Here is a 16,425-nt window from a genome sequence, read left to right as displayed (position 1 = left end):
GCGCGGTGGAGTCCGGCGGGTTGCTGAACACAACGGCGGCACGGGCCAAGCGTTGCCTCAGCTTGGCGGATCGTCCACCGCGTCGGCGGCGGGACGCAGGTCGACGCCGACATGCAGGCTGTGCCGGCCGCCGCCCAGGATGATCCCGCGCAGCGGCGAAACATCGCCGAAATCACGCCCCCAGCCCAGCGCGACGTGCTCCGTGGACACGAGCAGGTCGTTGGTAGGATCAAGATCAACCCAGCCATGCTCCCCCCCGAGCCAGGCCGCGACCCAGGCATGCGACTGGTCGGCTCCGATGCGCCGCGCCTCGCCCGGAGGCGGGCGGGTGCGGATGTAGCCGGACATGTAGCGGGCCGGCAGGCCGAGGCCGCGCAGCCCGCACACCATCAGGTGGGTGAAGTCCTGGCAAACGCCCTCCCGCCGCGCCAGCACCTCCGACACCGGCGTCGAGATGCTGGTGACGCCGCCGCGGAACAGGAAGTCGCGATGCACACGGCCGTTCAGCGCCAGCAGGCCGGCCAGCACCGGCTGGCCCGGCGGAAAACACGCGGCCGCATAGGCGGTGGCGCCGGGCGTTTCCGGCAGCAGCGGGGAGGGGAAGGTGAACTCGGCCGCCGCGGGATCGCGCCGCGCCGCCTGCACCACCGCTTCCCAGCGCAGGGTATCGGCCGCGCGTGGGAGCGGCTGCGGCACCACCTCCACCTCGGCTTCGGTGACCACCTCGAAGGTATCGTGCGGCTGCTCCATGAACAGCCAGGTGACCGGATTGCCGAAGTGATCCCGGCTGTGGCTGATCCGCGCCGGCTCCGGCGTGCAGCGCAGCCGGTGCCAGAGGACGCGCTGCCAAGCGAGGTCGCGTGGCGTCAGGTGCAGCATGTGGCTGGCGAGGTCCACCGGCCTCGCATAGCGGTAGCCGGTGGTGTGGCGCACGCGCCAGATCATCGCGCGCTCCTCATTCGCTGCTGCCGCCCGGGACCGGCTGCGCCCATTCCCCGCCGAGCGACTGCACCGCCGGCAGCAGCGCGAAGTAGCGCCGCGACATGGCACCCGACAGCGCGGCGATCTCCCGCTCCAGCGCCGCCAGCTCCGGGGCGAGCGCCACCGCCGCAGCATCCGGATCGGCGGCGGCCTGCACGGCGGCAGGCATGTCTGCTACGCGGTGCTCCAGCGCCGCGACCAGAGGCAGCAATGCCTGTTCCGGTCCGCCGCCGACGTCGCGCAGCAGCCGGGAGATGGCTTGGAACTGGAACACCAGGCCGCGCGGATTGCCCGGATCGGCCAGCACCAGATCCAGCGCCGGCGCCGCCTGCAGCACGCCGAGGTATCGGCTGCGATAGGTGATCACCGAGTCGCACAATTCCAGCGCCAAACGCAGCCCACCCTCGGCGCGGCTGGCCGGCTGGTCCAGCGCAAAGCCCAGCTGCGAAGCGATGGTTTGCGCCCGTTCCATGCGGCGCCCGAGGTCCAGAAAGGCGTAACCGCCGGCGCGCACCATGTTCTCGGCCGCGGCGCCGGCCACCCCGGCGGAATAGCGCAGCAACCCTGCCAGCACGTCCTCCAGCCCCTGCAGGCCGCGATGGCGCGCTTCCGCCTGGATGCGCACGGCCCGCAGCGGCAGAAGGAACAGGGCGTGCATGTCATCCGTCATGCGGTCGCGCAGCCGTTCCACCAGTCGCGCCACCTCGTCGAGGTCGAAGCCGATCGGGCCCTTGTCCCTCAATGCCCGCCACAGCGCCGCCTGCAGCGCGGCACTGGTGGTGCCGGTCGGCACGTCTTCCGCCGCCACCAGCCCGGCATGGCGCAGCGCGGCGGACAGCGCGGCCAGCTCCGCCATCTCCCGTGGCAGCAGCGAGCCGCGCTCCATGCGGTTCAAAGCCGCACGCATCAGCCGGGCCGCGCCTTCCACGCGCTCGACGTAGCGGCCGAGCCAGAACAGGTTGTCGGCGACGCGGCTGGGCAGTTCGCCGGCGGCGCGGCGGATCACCAGCGGCGGGCGCGGCATGGCCGCCGGGCCCTGGATTCGGCTGCCTTCCTCGCTCAGCACCCACACATCCTTGGCCAGGCCGCCCTGCGGCAGCGGCCCCAGCGGCACGGCGCCAATGGCCGGCACACGCGCCAGGCCACCAGGCATCACGTGCCAGTCGCCGCCGTCCTGCAGCAGAAACATCCGCAGCAGCACCGGCCGGGGCGCCAGATGGTCGCCCTGGGCCGCCGGGGCGACGGAGGATATCGGCTCGCGCAGCGCCACGAAGTCCCGCGGCCGTTCCTCCAGTTGCAGCAGCCAGCGGTGCCGCTGGGCTTCCGACAGATGGCCCAGCGGCCCAACCGGTTCCGCGCCGCCATGGATTGCGCGGAGCAGCCAGGATGCCGGATCCCGCCGCAAGGCCGCCAGCGCAGCCGGATCGGCGAGCCAGTGGCTGCCAGCCGCCGGCAACCGAAGCGGCTCGCCGAGCAGATACTGGCTGAGCGCCGGCAGCAACGGACCGAGCAGGGGCGATTCCGCCAGCTCGCAGCCGGGCGGATTGACTATGGCGACGCCGCCCTGCCGCCACGCATCCATCAGCCCCGGAATTCCCTCGCTGCCACCAAATTCCAGCGGATCGAGGCGCAGCGCCTCGATCCGGCGCAACAGCACATCCACCGGCTGCAGGCCGCGCAGCGTCTTGAGAAACACCAGCCCGCCGCGTGCCGTCAAATCTCCCGGCTCCACCAGGGCGCAGGACAGCTCACGGGCCAGCAGAACATGTTCCGACCACAGCGGATGGCGGGCGCCGGAGGTCAGCAGCGCCGTGGCCGCATGCTCCCGCGTCGCCGGCGCCAGGCGCTGCAGCGTGTCCTGCCAGCGGTCCAGAAACGGCCGCAGCGGCCGCACCGCCTGTCCTGCGAACAGGCCGGGCAGGGTGCGTGCCAGCATCAGCCGGTTCTCCTGCGCCATGCCGACGCCGGCGGCGCGGCTGGTGCGGTCGGCCAGCACGCACCAGCTCCCATCCGGACGGCGCAGCAGATCGGCAGCGTACAGGTTAAGCATCGGACCGAGGGAGGGGCGACCCTCGCTGCGCACCGGACGCAGAAAGGCGGCGTTGGCGAACACCAGGTCCGGCGGCACCAGCCCCGCAGCCAGGGTGGATTGTGGGCCGTACAGGTCACGCAGCACCGCTTCCAGCAGCCGGGCGCGCTGGCGCAGCCCGTCCGCGAGCAGCGCGAACTCCCATGCCGGCAGCGGCAGCGGCACCGGGTCCAGCCGCCAATGGCCGGCGCCATCGGCGGGCGGCGCGGCGAGAAGGGCGGAGGCTTCGTCCTCGAACAGCCGGTCCAGGCGGCGGCACGCCTCGGCCAGCCCGCCCGCATGATCCCTTACGTCCGACAACGCGCCGAGCAGGCTGCGCCAATGCGGCCGCACCCGTCCCTGGCCGTCCACCATCTCGTCGAACGCGGCGAAGGCGCCGGAATCGGGCGGCGGCAGGAGGGGGTTCAACGGCGCGCCGCCATCAGGCCAGCCGGCGCAGGTCAAGCGTGCGCCGCAGCTCCGCGCCCTGCACCACGACCGGCGCCGGCCGGGCACCCTGGCTGTGGCCGAAAGCGAAGAATCGGGAGCGCCGCCGCGCCTCGGCCTCGTTGGCGTTGACCGGAAAGCGCTCGTAATTGCGGCCGCCCGGATGCACCACATGGTGGGTGAAGCCGCCGAGCGAACGGCCCGTCCAGCTGTCCCACAGGTCGAAGGTGAGCGGCGCCTGCGCACCGATACCGGGATGCAGGGCGGAAGGCGGCGCCCAGGCCTTGAAACGCACGCCGGCCACGTATTCGCCGGCGCGGCCGGTGGACGCCATCGGCAGGGCGCGGCCGTTGACCCCGAGCACAAAGCGCTCCGGCACGAAGCCCGTGGCGCGCAGCTGCAGCCGCTCGGTGGAGCTGTCCACGTAGCGCGCGGTCCCGGAGGCGGTGCTTTCCTCGCCCAGCACGTGCCAGGGCTCCAGCGCGTGGCGCAGCTCCAGCCCGACATCGCGCACCGTGGTTTCGCCCAGCACCGGGAAGCGAAAGGCGAGGTGCGGGTCGAACCAGGATTTTTCCAATGGCGCACCCAGGGACCGCAATTCCTCGATGACGTCGGCGAAATCCTGCTCGGCGTAGTGGGGGAGCATGAAGTCATCGTGGAGGCGCGAGCCCCAGCGCACCAGCCGCCGCTCATACGGCGTCTTCCAGAAGGCGGCCACGGCGGCGCGCATCAGCAGCATTTGCGCCACCGACATCTGCGGCGAGGGCGGCATTTCGAAGGCGCGGAATTCCACCAGGCCACGGCGGCCGCCCGGCCCGTCCGGCGAATACATCTTGTCGATGCAGAACTCGGTGCGGTGGGTGTTGCCGGTCATGTCCGCCAGGACGTTGCGGAACAGGCGGTCGGTCTTCCAGGGCGGCGCCGGCTCGAACGGCTTCACCTGGGCAAAGGCGATCTCCAGGTCGTTCAGGATGTCCTGCCGCGCCTCGTCGATGCGCGGATGCTGGCTGGTGGGGCCAATGAACAGCCCGGCGAACAGGAAGCTGAGGCTCGGATGGTTGTGCCAGAAGCCGACCAGGGATTTCAGCAGGTCGGGCCGCCGCAGAAAGGGGCTCTCCGCCGTGGTGTCGCCGCCCATCACCACGTGGTTGCCGCCCCCGGTGCCGACGTGGCGGCCATCCAGCATGAACTTCTCGGCCGCCAACCCTTCTTCCCGCGCCAGGGCGTAGAGCCGCTCGGTGCGCGCCACGTCGACGGACCAGGAACGTGAAGGATGGATGTTGACCTCGATCACGCCGGGGTCGGGGGTGACGGAGAAGCTCTCGATGCGCGGGTCGGAGGGTGGGCCGTAGCCTTCCAGCACCACGCGCCGCCCGGTTGCGGCAGCGGTGTCCTCCACCGCGGCGCAGAGCTCCAGCCAGTCTTCGATGGCGTAGAGCGGCGGAAAGAAGACGTGCAGCCGGCCGCCACGCGCTTCCACAGCGAGGGCGGTGCGCACCGGGTCCGGCTCGGGCCGGTTGTGCTGCGGCCTGGCCGCAGGGGGTGGCTGGATCTTGGCGGCGGGCGCGGCGCTGCGCCGGAAGCTGGCGGCGGCCGGCAGCAATCCTTCGGTGCCAGCGGAAACGGAATCGGCCACGGTCTGGTGCCGCAGTGGGAAGCCCGGCGAACCGTCCTGCGGGCCCGCCCGGCCGGGCAGGCTGGCCTGTCGGAAGGCAGGGGCCGGCGGCAGCGAGGGATGCGGCGCGAAGGGATCGCGCTCGAACTGCGCCGGGATCGCCGCCGGGTCCGCCCAGGGCAGGCTTTCCAGCGGCAACCGGAAGCCGATCGGGCTGTCGCCCGGAATCAGAAAGATCGGGTTGCCTTCGCGGAACAGCCACCAACCGGTTTCCCAGCATGCGCCGTCGGCGGAGCGGCGCAGCGGCAGAACCGAGCCCACGCTGCTGCCCAGCCCCTGGCCGAACACCCTGGCCAGCCGCGCCCGCTCCAGCGGATCGCGCAGCTTTGCGCCTTCGGCCACGACGTTGGCGGGGAGGCGGTTCTCCTTCCACAGGTAATAGTGAATGTCCTCATGCGCCGGCTGCACGAAATGCGGCGCCAGGCCGAGGCGTTCGGTCAGGCTGCGGGCGAATGCGGCGGCGTCCGCGGCGTCGGCGTGGTCCGCGTGGTCGTCATCGGACAGCAGGGCAGGGTTCATCCAGACCGGCTCGCCATCCTTGCGCCAGAAGGCATTCAGCGCCCAGCGCGGCAGCTGCTCGCCGGGGTAGTGCTTGCCGGTGGCGTATTGCACCACGCCGCCCGGCGCCCATTCCGGCACCAGTCGCTTCAGCAGCCGGCCGGCCATGCGCCGCTTGGTGGGGCCGAGCGCGGTGGTGTTCCATTCATCGGCTTCCAGATCCGTGGCGGACACGAAGGTGGGCTCGCCCCCCATGGTCAGGCGGACGCCGCCCTCCTTCAACTGTCCGTCCACGGCCTCCCCGGCGGCGAGGATCGCCGCCCAGGCCTGTTCGGAATAGGGCTTGGTGACGCGGGGCGTTTCGCGCACGCGGGACACGCCCATGCCGAAATCGAACGCCACCTCGGCCTTGCTCATCAGGCCGGAGATCGGCGCGGCGGATTGCGGCTCCGGCGTCGCGGCCAGCGGGATGTGGCCCTCGCCGGTCAGCAGGCCCGACGTGGCGTCGAGTCCCACCCAGCCGGCGCCGGGCAGGTAGACCTCGGCCCAGGCATGCAGGTCGGTGAAGTCGGTGCTCGGGCCTTCCGGTCCCTCCAGCGGCTTCTGGTCCGCCACCAGCTGGATCAGGTAGCCGGAGACGAAGCGGGCGGCGTAGCCGAGGTGACGCATCAACTGCACCAGCAGCCAGGTGCTGTCGCGGCAGGAGCCGCGCCCTTCCGCCAGCGTTTCCTCCGGTGTCCAGACACCCGGCTCCAGCCGCACGATGTAGGAGACCTTGCGGTTCACCAGCGCGTTGATCTGCGTCAGCATGGTGACGGTGCCCTGCTGGTCCTGCGGCACCTCGGCCAGCAGGGCTGTCAGCAGCGGCCCGGGCGCGACGGCGCGGCGGAACGGCGCCAGCTCCTGCTCCAGCACCGGATCGTAGGTGAAGGGCCAGGTCTCGGCCTCGGGTTCCAGGAAGAAGTCGAACGGGTTGATGGTGGCCATGTCGGCCACGAGGTCCACCGTCACCTCGAACCGCGTCACCGGTTCGGGAAACACCACCCGGGCCAGGAAATTGCCCTGCGGGTCCTGCTGCCAGTTGATGAAGTGGTTCTTCGGCTGGATCTGCAGCGCGTAGGACAGCACGGGCGTTCGCGCATGCGGCGCCGGGCGCAGCCGGATGGTCTGCGGCCCCAGCGTCACCGGCCGGTCATAGCGATAGGAGGTGCGGTGGATCAGCGCGACGTGGATCGACATGCAAGGTCCCGGGCTTCGTTCCTGCAACGCAGCATAGCCCGCGGTTTCTGCCGGGGGATACGGGCAGCAACTCAGCTGTTGCGCTCGTTGTCCAGCCGCCGGATTTCGGCGTTGGCGGCGCCGGAGGCCTCGGCGGCGCGCCGCAGCCATGGCAGGCTGGACAATGCGCGCAGCGTGCCGGCGGGACCGAAGCTGAAGAACGGACTGGCCAAGGCCGCTTCGGCACTGCCGCGCTGGCCGTTCTGCAGGCTGTAGGCGGCCTGGCGCAGCAGGTTCATCACGGCCTCGGGCGGTGCGTCCCCGGCGATGCCGAGCGTCCGCCGCACCTCGCCGCGCGCCTGCTGGAGCTGCATGGTCACTAGGGGCGACACCCGGTAGCTCCAGTAGCCGCTGTTGGAGAATTCATCCGCCAGGTATTCCAGTTGCACCACCGCCAGTGCCGCCCGGTCCGGCTGGCCGTTCCAGCGCGACAGATCGCCGAACTGGAAGGGCGCGTTCAGTGCTGCCCCGCGCACCGACACGCCCCAGCCCCCCAGGTAAAGGCGGGCCGGATCGGTGGCGCAGCCGGCCAGCAGCGCGAAGGGCAGGGCGAAAGCCAGGCGGCGACGGTTCAGGCGGGTGGGACGGAGGTCGCTCATGCCGGTGCAACGTTTTCCGCTGCATTCCGCTTCACGCCGGACTTCATGCCGCCGCGGACGATCAAACCCTTGCCGGGATCGCGTCGCGCTGCCACACAGCCGCCGTTTGCCCGTACCACGCTCACCGGAGCGTTTCGGCCCTCGGCACTGGAACCATGACCGAAGACCTGCCCAGCCCCGCTCTGCTGCCTTCCGGCCTCGCCGACCTGCTGCCGCCCGAGGCGGCGCGGGAAGCCGCGCTGGTGGAGGGCATGCTGGCGGTGTTCGCGGCCCATGGCTACGAGCGGGTGAAGCCGCCGCTGCTGGAGTTCGAGGACAGCCTGCTCGCTGGCTCCGGCGCCGCCGTGGCCGACCAGACCTTTCGCCTGATCGATCCGGACAGCCACCGCATGATGGGGGTGCGCGCCGACACCACGCCGCAGGTGGCCCGCATCGCCGCGACCCGGCTGGCCGACGTGCCGCGCCCGCTGCGGCTGTCCTATTCCGGCCAGGTGCTGCGCATGCGCGGCAGCCAGCTTGCCCCTGAGCGGCAGATCGCCCAGGCCGGCATCGAGCTGATCGGCGTGGACTGCCCGGAGGCGGATGCCGAGGTGGCGCTGCTCGGCGTCGAGGCACTGGCGGCGGTCGGCGTCACCGATCCGAGCCTCGACATCACCCTGCCACGCATGGCGCCGGCGCTGCTGGACGCGGCGGGGGTGGATGGCGAGCTGCGCCGCCGGCTGGCCCGTGCGCTGGACCGCAAGGATGCGGCCGCCGTGCGGGAACTGGCCGCCATGGCCGGCCCGCCCGCCATCGGCCTGACCGCGTTGCTGACCGCGGCCGGACCCGCCGATCGGGCGTTGCAGGCGCTGCGCGAGGCGGAGCTGCCGCCCGACGCCCGCGCCATCGCCGACAATGCCGCCGCCATCGTCGCCGCGATCCGCGAGCGCGCCGTGGGCCTGCGCATCACCCTCGATCCGGTGGAATTCCGCGGCCTGCAGTACCACGTCGGCGTCGCCTTCACCTTGTATGGTCCCGGCACCACCGGCGAGCTGGCCCGTGGCGGCCGCTACCGGTCGGGCGAGGAAGCGGCCACGGGCATGACCCTGTACCCGGATGCGGTGCGTCGCGCCGCGCCGGTGCCGCCGGTGCCGCTGCGGGTGTTTCTGCCGCTCGGCGCGGACAATGCCGCGGCGGCCGGGCTGCGCGCACAAGGTTTCATCACGGTGGCGGCCCTTTCGCCCGCCGACACGCCGCAACGCCTGCGCTGCGGCCACATCCTGCGCGGCACCGCCGCCGCGCCGATCGAGGAGACCGCATAGCATGGCCAATGTTGCCATCATCGGCGCCCAGTGGGGCGACGAAGGCAAGGGCAAGGTCGTCGACTGGCTCGCCAGCCGCGCCGATATCGTGGTCCGCTTCCAGGGGGGGCACAATGCCGGCCACACCCTGGTGGTCGGCAACCAGACCTACAAGCTGAGCCTGCTGCCCTCGGGCGTGGTGCGGGGCAAGCTCGGCGTCATCGGCAATGGCGTGGTGCTCGACCCGGACGCGCTGCTGGGCGAGATCTCCCGCGTGCGGGGCCAGGGCCTGGATGTCGGCCCGCACAATTTGCGCATCGCGGAGAACGTGCCGCTAATCCTGCCGCTGCACCCGGCGATCGACAAGGCCCGCGAGGAAGCCCGCGGCGAGGCTAAGATCGGCACCACCGGGCGCGGCATCGGCCCGGCTTACGAAGACAAGGTCGCGCGCCGCGCCATCCGCCTGTGCGACCTGGCCGAGCCGGAGACGCTCTCGGCCAAGCTCGACGAGCTTCTGCTGCACCACAATACCCTGCTGCGCGGCCTCGGCGCCGCGACCTTCGAGAAGCAGGAGCTGCTGGATAAGCTAGTGGCGCTGGCGCCCAAGCTGCTGCCCTATGCCGAGGCGGTGTGGGAGCGCCTGGACGAGGCGCGCGGCGCCAACAAGCGCGTGCTGTTCGAGGGTGCCCAGGCGGTGATGCTGGATGTCGACCACGGCACCTATCCGTTCGTCACCTCCTCCAACACGGTGGCGGGTAATGCGGCGGCGGGTGCGGGCATCGGGCCGCACGGCATCGGCACCGTGCTGGGCATCGCCAAGGCCTACACCACTCGCGTCGGCTCCGGGCCTTTCCCGACCGAACTGTTCGACGATGTCGGCAAGCGCCTGGGCGAGCGGGGCCGCGAATTCGGCACCGTCACCGGCCGGCCACGCCGCTGCGGCTGGTTTGATGCCTGCCTGGTGCGTCAGGCCGTCAAGGTCGGTGGTGTGCAGGGCCTCGCGCTGACCAAGCTCGACGTGCTGGATGGGCTGACGGAGCTGAAGATCTGCACCGGCTACCGGATCGACGGCGAGGTGGTGAAGCGCCTGCCGGCGGCGCCCGGTGCCCAGGCCAAGGCCGAGCCGATCTACGAGGTGCTGGAAGGCTGGTCGCAATCCACCATGGGCGCCCGCTCCTGGGCGCAGCTGCCGGCCACCGCGATCAAATACGTCAAGCGAATCGAGGAACTGGTGGAGGCGCCGGTGACGCTGCTGTCCACCAGCCCGGAGCGCGACGACACCATCCTGGTGAGTGACCCTTTCGCGGGCTGAGCCTCCGTCTCAGCTCGTCCCGCACAGCCCCGGCACCTTTGGTCCGGGGCTTCTTCATGGCTTTGCTCCACAACCGCCAAGCCTGCGATGATTTCAACCCTGGATCGCCTTCGTTGCAGGAATTTTAGCCGATTCCGCACGGAAACGTTACTCTTCTTTTCACGCCGAAACGGGCTTGATGCTCGGGTCTTCTAAACGAGGAAGCGCTTCACCGGCTTCCGGAGACAATGGAAAGAAGAGGCCAAAATGGCGACCTATAATGGAACGCTCAAAAATGACCGGTTTTTCTTTGCGGATCATCGCAGCGGAGACACCATTTACGGTGATGGCCTCACGGAGAACTATCCCGGTCACGGCAACAACTTCGTTGTGGCAGGACGCGGCGCCGATGTGATCTATGCCGGCTATGGCCGGGACATCGTCATGGCGGGCGCTGGAGATGACCGGATCTTCGGCTACGGACCGTCGGGCCCGACACCCGGCGCGGTGGATGCCTATGCCGCCCGCGACCTCGCCGACTATCTCGATGGCGGGGCGGGCAATGACGTGATTTTGGGCGGCGGCGGTAACGACACGCTGGTGGGCGGCTCCGGCAACGACGTGCTGCAAGGCGGCTCCGGCAACGACTACCTGTCCGGCGGCTATGGCAACGACATTCTCGCCGGCGGGCGCGGTGCGGACGTGCTGCGCGGCGGCGCCGGCAGTGACACCTTCGTGTTCGCCTACAACACGTTCTCCGAGTCGGGCAGCGACGCCAATGGCGGGTTCGACGTGATCCGGGACTTCCAGTCCGGCACGGACCGCATCGATCTTAGCGGCTATGCCCTGGGCGAGGGCAACGTGCAGCAGGTAATGGGCGCCAGCGGGCTGGAACTGCACTTCATGGCAGTGTGGGAAGAAGCCCGCATCACGCTGAACGGCGTACGAGCGCTGCAGGACGGCGACATCATCTTCGCCTGAGGCCCAGCAAAAAGGGCGCAGCCTCCGCAGAGGCCGCGCCCTGATGTATTCCAGACGCGGTGGCCGTCAGTCGACGGCCAGCCGGCGCTCCATGATCTGCGTCTTCATGCTCTTCTGCAGCTTCTCGAAGGCACGGACCTCGATCTGCCGGACCCGCTCGCGCGAGATGTTGTACTGCTGGGACAACTCCTCCAGCGTGGTGGGCTCGTCCTTCAGCCGGCGCTCGATCAGGATGTGGCGCTCACGCTCGTTCAGCGTCTTCAGCGCTTCGCCCAGCAATTGCCGGCGGTTCGACATGTCCTGCCGCTCGGCGATCTCGGTTTCCTGGCTCTCGCCCTCGTCGACCAGCCAATCCTGCCACTCGCCCTCGCTGTCGGCGCGAACCGGCGCATTCAGCGAATTGTCGGGCGAGGCAAGGCGACGGTTCATCGACACCACGTCCTGCTCCGGTACCTGCAGCACGTGGGCGATCTTCTCGACCTGCTCCGGCTTCAGGTCGCCTTCCTCAAGCGCGGCCATCTGGCCCTTCAGCCGGCGCAGGTTGAAGAACAGCTTCTTCTGCGCGGCGGTGGTGCCCATCTTCACCAGCGACCAGGAATGCAGGATGTACTCTTGGATCGCGGCGCGGATCCACCACATGGCGTAGGTAGCCAGGCGGAAGCCACGGTCGGGATCAAAGCGACGGACGGCCTGCATCATGCCGACATTGCCCTCGCTGATCAGCTCGCCCACCGGCAGGCCGTAGCCGCGGTAGCCCATGGCGATCTTCGCCACGAGGCGCAGATGGGAGGTGACGAGCTTGTGGGCCGCCTGCTGGTTGCCGTTGTCTTTCCATTCCTTCGCCAGGCGGAATTCCTCCTCCGGCGAAAGCATGGGGAATTTGCGGATCTCCTGAAGGTAGCGGGAGAGGTTGCCCTCAGGCGCCATCGGGATCGCGAAAGTCGAAGTGGAAGCCATGTCTGCATCTGCCTCCTGCACCGGCCGGGAGCCCCTGTGACGGCGAGCCCCGGACGCGCATATGGTCCGGTCGCTTCCGCTGAGCCCTGACGCGCCGTCCTGCCCTGGTCACGAGGGGCAGGCTCGACGGCCGCGCCTTGGTGTTGGCACCCGGCGTTGGCGACAAGTGAACGCTACCGCGCTGCAGCGGGTTTCGCAAGAAAATCCCGACTGAAATAGTCGGGTTACTCCGGGTTACCATCCAGCAATGCGAGCAGCCCCAGTAGGTCTGGGGGCAGCGGCGCCGAGAAGCGCAGCATTTCCCCCGTGACAGGATGCCGGAAGCCGAGCGTTTCGGCATGCAACGCCTGGCGCGGGAAGGCCAGCAGCACCTCGCGGGTGGCGCCGGGCAGGTCGCGCGCCGCCGCGGGAATGCGGCGCAGGTAGACCGGATCGCCCACCAGCGGGTGGCCCAGATGCGCCATGTGGACGCGGATCTGGTGCGTGCGTCCGGTCGCCAACCGGCACCGCAGCAGCGCGCAGGCCGTCTTCCAGGCCCGTTCCGTGGCGTAACGGGTGAGGGCGTGCTTGCCGTTGCGCGTCACCACTGCCATGCGCTTGCGATCCGTCGGGTGGCGGCCGACCGGCGCTTCCACCTCCCCGGAGGGCGGGGAGGGGACGCCCCAGGCCAGCGCAAGATAGGAGCGTTCCAGGTCACGTTCGGCGAAGGCATTGGACAGCGCCACATGGGCGACCTCGCTCTTCGCCACCACCATCACGCCCGAGGTGTCCTTGTCGAGGCGGTGCACGATGCCGGGCCGCTTCTCGCCGCCGATCCCGGTGAGCTCCTCCCCCGCATGCGCCAGCAACGCGTTCACGAGCGTGCCATCCAGATTGCCGGGGGCCGGGTGCACCACCAGGCCGGCCGGCTTGTTCAGCACGATCAGGTGGCGATCCTCGAACAGGATGGAGAGCGGGATCTCCTGGGCCTTCGGCGCCGCGTCCACGGCTGCCGGCTGTGTCAGCCGGTACAAGGCGCCGGAACGGATCGATTCGGACGGGTCCAGAACCGGCATCTGGTCTCGGCTCGCCAGGCCGGCCTCGATCAGCGCCTTGACGCGGGAGCGCGACACCGTGCCTATCGCCGCCGCCAGGAACCGGTCGAGCCGGTTGCCCGCATCGGCGGCGCTGGCGGTGATCTCGAAGATGGTGGCCGCCTCCGAATGTCCGGTGGCGGATTCAGGCGATGGCGGGGGGTTTTCGGTGCGCGGGCTCAAGGTACTCGTGGGTGTGATGGGTGTGCTGATCATCATCGGCACGGTGGGGCTGGTGATCGCCATCGTGCAGAAGCTGAACCGGTCGGCCCTGGAGCCGGCCGCCGAAACCCGGACCGGGCCGGCCGCCGCCCTTAGCACAGATCTGGCGCTGGGGCAGCCAGCGGGGACGCGCATCGCGGGCATTGCCGCGCCGGCGGGATGGCTTGCGGTCTGGCTGGAGCGTCCGGATGGCGGGCGGATCGTGATGGTGGACCCGTCCGGCCAGCAGCCGAGCCGTGAGATCCGCCTCGGCAACTGATCCGCCGCCGGGACTCGCAGAAAAACATGCCAGGTGCGGAATTTCCCGGCCCGGCGCTTGATCGAAGCAGGAGCCGGGGATACAAGCCCGCCACGCCTTTAGTCCCCTTCGTCTAGAGGCCTAGGACACCGCCCTCTCACGGCGGTAACAGGGGTTCGAATCCCCTAGGGGACGCCAGGCTTTCGCTCGATAACGCATCTGATCCGTGGCGCTCTGTAGTGCCCGGACTCGCAAGCGTTCGTGGACCGCGAGCGCGCGAGCGGCGAATCTGCCGCGGATGCCGGAGGTGCGGACGGTGGCGAGGATGGTGCCACTCCCTTCGATCTGAGTGGCTGCCACTGGTTCGCCTGACGAATGGTGAGCCGTCGTCGGCTCCGTGCTGGAAATGACCCACGCAGCGTCGCTTGCGTCCCGGCTTCGCGCAGCCTTTCGGAGCGAGGGCAAGCGGGCTGGCCGGCCGATGGACTGCCTTCGCTTCACGGTCCTCACGCCGTTGTCCAACCCGGTCCTTGTTGTTGTTCAACAAAGCTTCCCAGGGCTGATCGAAGCATCTCGTCTTCGCCCCAGGTGAGGCGTTGTCGCGCCATCCTGATGCGGTTGCGAGCTTTTTGTCTGTTCCCGGCATCGTGAAGAAGGACATCCTAGCTTCATTACGACCCTACAACTTGCGCTCACGCCCATGGTCTTGTTTTTGAAGCGTAGTTTTTTTAAGGAAATCATTCTCATTAAAAGAAGCATTACAGGCCATTTATGTGAATGAGATTGCCTGCAATGCACGCCCCGATATCTTTCTCCGCGAGATAAGTCTTTTTTCCAAGACATTCTGTCGGAGGTCACGCCTATGTCTGAGATTGTTGAGGTCGCCAAGTTCGGAGCGTCCCCGGAAGCTTGGGATGCTTTCGCGGAACGCTGTGGCGCATCGTTTCGCTGCGCTTCCGGTGCCTTGTCGCTTTGGCAATTGGATCATCACGGATGGCATCGCATGCACCGCCTGGACCTGATGCTGGTCCGGCCTGGGCAATTCCTGAAGATTGGCCAGGTGGCGGTGGGTGTCGGCCGCAAGCTCCGGGTCTTCGCCGACAGCATTCAACTGCTGCCGGACCAGCTGCATCTCTGGCCCCAGGCGATGGACGCGGTGCTGCGCCACCTCGGGGCTGGCGAGTACCACTATGGATCCCAGTGGAACATTGAGGCTCCGCGCGAAGATGCGCTGTCCGCCTTGCCAGGCGTCGAGGTGCGGGCCGTGGAAGGCATCACCCTCGATGTGGTGGAGTTCCGGCAGTGGAATGACTGGACCAGCTATTTCCGCGCGATCAGCAACAACGCCAAGCGCAATGCGAAACGGGCACAGGACACCTTCCCCGACATGGAGGTGCAGAGCCGCATCGGCCTCGCCTCACTGCAAAGCTGGTTCAGCTTGTATAAGCTCAAGGCAAAGCTGGCGCAGCGGAAGAAGCTGGACCTGAGCGGTCTACGTTCCATCCTGCGCTTCGGCATGCGGCTCGCGGCGCTGCGGAACCGGGCCTTCACCTCCATCGTGCGGTGCGGCGGCAAGCCGATGGCCGCATTCTCTGGCATCGACTTCGGCGCCAACACCTACTTCCTGGAAGCAGGCTCTTGCGACGGCAATACGGGCACGAACTGGCATCTGCTGCTGGGCATGCTGGAGCGGGCCTTTGCTCGCGATCCGCGCGGGCAGTTCGTCATGGGCGCGCAATATGCCAGCGATCCACGGGACCAGGGACTGGCCTTTTCCCGCCGGCAGATCAGGGTGAGCCTGTTGCCAACTAGCGAAGTGGTGTTCCGCTATAAGCCGCCGGCTGTGCGGCTGGTGGCGATGACCCCGGCACCCACTCTGGTGCAGGATGTGGTGCAGGATCTGGCAGCCGCCGCGCGCATCGGTCATGGCATGCCGAATGGCGCCTGAAGCCCGAATGGCGGGAGCCGCATGGCTCCCGCGTTACCCCAGCTGTGCCGGACCTCAGGGCAGGCGCATGAAGTTCGCAGCGCCGGAAGCGCGGGCAATCAGCGCCTGCATGGCCGGATTACTGGCACCCGCCTCATCGGTCAGCGCATCCATCGGGTAGAAATACTCATGCGCCTGCGGCATCTGCGTGCGGGCGAAACCCTCGTATTGCCGGTCCTTCAAGCCATAGAGTACCCGCACATCGCGAACCGGAAGCACCAGGGGCGTCTGCGGCTCCTGCCGCAGAAGCTTGAGGCGCCGCCACCGTGGCAGCCGGTCGCCCGGATCCTGCGGCGCCAGGAGCCAGGGAACAGGACAGACCGCGAGCAGGGAGGTGGTGGAGGGCGCGAAGCGCGACCGCTTGTCCAGCAGGTTCTGCAAGGACGCGCAGGCCTCGATGCAGAGGATGTCGCAGAACGGATCGGCTGGATTGGCGCTGAAATGGAGCCAAAGCCCGTCCGGTACCGTGCGCAGCCTGTTGGAGCCGGGCAGCCGCAGGAAGGGATGCAGGCTGGTATCGGCCTCCCCAGGCCGACCACGCATCCAGACGCCATTCTGCTTCAGGGTTTCGAGGGCGCCGGGTGGGCGCTGCGGCCAGGTGCGGAGGCGTCGTCGCACCAGATCGTCAAGCGAACGGTAGGACGGCTTGTTCGTCGCATTATCGAGCATTCGAGGCAGGCTTCCCGTCCACATCTTACAGATCCCGGACGCAACAAACGGCATCTCTGATTCGTGATCAAGAGCAAACAGTAACTTAACCGTGATCATACCGATGATCGAAGAACAAAGGCCGCCCAGCAAACAAAAAGGTCCCCCGGGGTACTGATAACACGCTCCTCGATATTGCATT

The 16,425-nt window shown here is 68.8% G+C and carries 13 protein-coding genes and 1 tRNA gene; 6 read left to right on the top strand and 8 right to left on the bottom strand.

The annotated features are described in order from the left end of the window. Positions 1-57: 57 nt before the first annotated feature. The 4 genes from D2K64_RS10125 to D2K64_RS10110 all read right to left on the bottom strand — a co-directional run bounded on the left by D2K64_RS10125 (position 58) and on the right by D2K64_RS10110 (position 7,546). Entirely contained in the window at positions 58-945 is an 888-nt protein-coding gene (locus tag D2K64_RS10125) for a transglutaminase family protein (RefSeq protein ID WP_120008231.1), read from the bottom strand. A 10-nt stretch (positions 946-955) separates the two neighbouring features. Further along, positions 956-3,478 carry a circularly permuted type 2 ATP-grasp protein gene (locus D2K64_RS10120; protein WP_157985796.1) on the bottom strand — a complete coding sequence of 841 codons (2,523 nt, stop codon included), beginning with the start codon at positions 3,476-3,478 and terminating at the stop codon, positions 956-958. A 13-nt stretch (positions 3,479-3,491) separates the two neighbouring features. After that, positions 3,492-6,908, bottom strand: coding sequence for a transglutaminase family protein (locus tag D2K64_RS10115; protein ID WP_120008229.1), 3,417 nt, complete (start codon positions 6,906-6,908; stop codon positions 3,492-3,494). Positions 6,909-6,979: 71 nt separating this feature from the next. Further along, complete coding sequence (locus D2K64_RS10110; RefSeq protein WP_120008228.1) at positions 6,980-7,546, bottom strand: hypothetical protein; 567 nt, start codon at positions 7,544-7,546, stop codon at positions 6,980-6,982. Between the two features lie 155 nt (positions 7,547-7,701). On the opposite strand from D2K64_RS10110, the gene D2K64_RS10105 reads away from it, so the two are divergent. Continuing rightward, positions 7,702-8,847, top strand: coding sequence for an ATP phosphoribosyltransferase regulatory subunit (locus D2K64_RS10105; protein WP_120008227.1), 1,146 nt, complete (start codon positions 7,702-7,704; stop codon positions 8,845-8,847). Between the two features lies 1 nt (position 8,848). Beyond that, the gene (locus D2K64_RS10100) at positions 8,849-10,138 is read left to right on the top strand and encodes an adenylosuccinate synthase (RefSeq protein ID WP_120008226.1); all 1,290 of its coding nucleotides are present in this window, start codon (positions 8,849-8,851) and stop codon (positions 10,136-10,138) included. Positions 10,139-10,297: 159 nt separating this feature from the next. Here the strand turns inward: D2K64_RS10100 and D2K64_RS24930 are convergent, their stop codons facing one another. Continuing rightward, positions 10,298-10,492, bottom strand: coding sequence for a hypothetical protein (locus D2K64_RS24930; protein WP_162306174.1), 195 nt, complete (start codon positions 10,490-10,492; stop codon positions 10,298-10,300). On the opposite strand from D2K64_RS24930, the gene D2K64_RS10095 reads away from it, so the two are divergent. After that, positions 10,454-11,098, top strand: coding sequence for a calcium-binding protein (locus D2K64_RS10095; RefSeq protein WP_274379298.1), 645 nt, complete (start codon positions 10,454-10,456; stop codon positions 11,096-11,098). The genes D2K64_RS24930 and D2K64_RS10095 overlap by 39 nt on opposite strands. Positions 11,099-11,164: 66 nt before the next feature. Here D2K64_RS10095 and rpoH read toward each other — a convergent pair whose 3' ends face one another. Further along, positions 11,165-12,055 carry an RNA polymerase sigma factor RpoH gene (rpoH, locus tag D2K64_RS10090; protein WP_202910615.1) on the bottom strand — a complete coding sequence of 297 codons (891 nt, stop codon included), beginning with the start codon at positions 12,053-12,055 and terminating at the stop codon, positions 11,165-11,167. A gap of 224 nt (positions 12,056-12,279) precedes the next feature. Then, entirely contained in the window at positions 12,280-13,311 is a 1,032-nt protein-coding gene (locus D2K64_RS10085; protein WP_238384114.1) for an RluA family pseudouridine synthase, read from the bottom strand. A gap of 16 nt (positions 13,312-13,327) precedes the next feature. Here D2K64_RS10085 and D2K64_RS10080 point away from each other — a divergent pair, with 16 nt between their 5' ends. The 3 genes from D2K64_RS10080 to D2K64_RS10070 all read left to right on the top strand — a co-directional run bounded on the left by D2K64_RS10080 (position 13,328) and on the right by D2K64_RS10070 (position 15,536). After that, entirely contained in the window at positions 13,328-13,609 is a 282-nt protein-coding gene (locus tag D2K64_RS10080; protein ID WP_120008224.1) for a hypothetical protein, read from the top strand. Between the two features lie 101 nt (positions 13,610-13,710). Next, positions 13,711-13,786, top strand: a tRNA-Glu gene (locus D2K64_RS10075). An 805-nt stretch (positions 13,787-14,591) separates the two neighbouring features. Beyond that, entirely contained in the window at positions 14,592-15,536 is a 945-nt protein-coding gene (locus D2K64_RS10070) for a hypothetical protein (protein WP_120008223.1), read from the top strand. Between the two features lie 54 nt (positions 15,537-15,590). On the opposite strand, the gene D2K64_RS10065 is transcribed toward D2K64_RS10070, so the two are convergent. Next, complete coding sequence (locus D2K64_RS10065) at positions 15,591-16,376, bottom strand: hypothetical protein (protein ID WP_238384113.1); 786 nt, start codon at positions 16,374-16,376, stop codon at positions 15,591-15,593. Positions 16,377-16,425 lie beyond the last annotated feature (49 nt).

Origin of the sequence: Teichococcus vastitatis, assembly GCF_003604215.1 — a bacterium.
Taxonomy (GTDB): domain Bacteria; phylum Pseudomonadota; class Alphaproteobacteria; order Acetobacterales; family Acetobacteraceae; genus Pseudoroseomonas; species Pseudoroseomonas vastitatis.
Note: the sequence above shows the minus strand (reverse complement) of the source record. Positions and strands in the feature narration are given on the sequence as shown.